This window comes from Citrobacter sp. Cpo147, from assembly GCF_030332405.1.
Lineage (GTDB): Bacteria > Pseudomonadota > Gammaproteobacteria > Enterobacterales > Enterobacteriaceae > Citrobacter > Citrobacter portucalensis.
In genome coordinates this window covers 1-281 of sequence record NZ_JAOWHX010000006.1, presented here as the reverse complement: position 1 = coordinate 281, position 281 = coordinate 1, and the positions used below count along the sequence as shown (strand labels likewise).

General features: G+C 54.8%; 1 tRNA gene and 1 rRNA gene. Both read right to left on the bottom strand.

Annotation, left to right across the window (positions count from 1 at the left end):
• Window positions 1-81: ribosomal RNA gene (rrf, locus tag OGY06_RS00030) — 5S ribosomal RNA — on the bottom strand; the annotation flags it as partial.
• A 38-nt stretch (window positions 82-119) separates the two neighbouring features.
• Window positions 120-195, bottom strand: a tRNA-Thr gene (locus OGY06_RS00025).
• Between the last annotated feature and the right edge of the window lie 86 nt (window positions 196-281).

Genomic DNA, 281 nt, shown 5'->3' with positions numbered 1-281 from the left:
CACACTACCATCGGCGCTACGGCGTTTCACTTCTGAGTTCGGCATGGGGTCAGGTGGGACCACCGCGCTACAGCCGCCAGACAAATTCTTTTCTAAGTGCCGAACTTTAACCGAAAAACTGGTGCTGATACCCAGAGTCGAACTGGGGACCTCACCCTTACCAAGGGTGCGCTCTACCAACTGAGCCATATCAGCACACTAAATTTGATGCCTGGCAGTTCCCTACTCTCGCATGGGGAGACCCCACACTACCATCGGCGCTACGGCGTTTCACTTCTGAG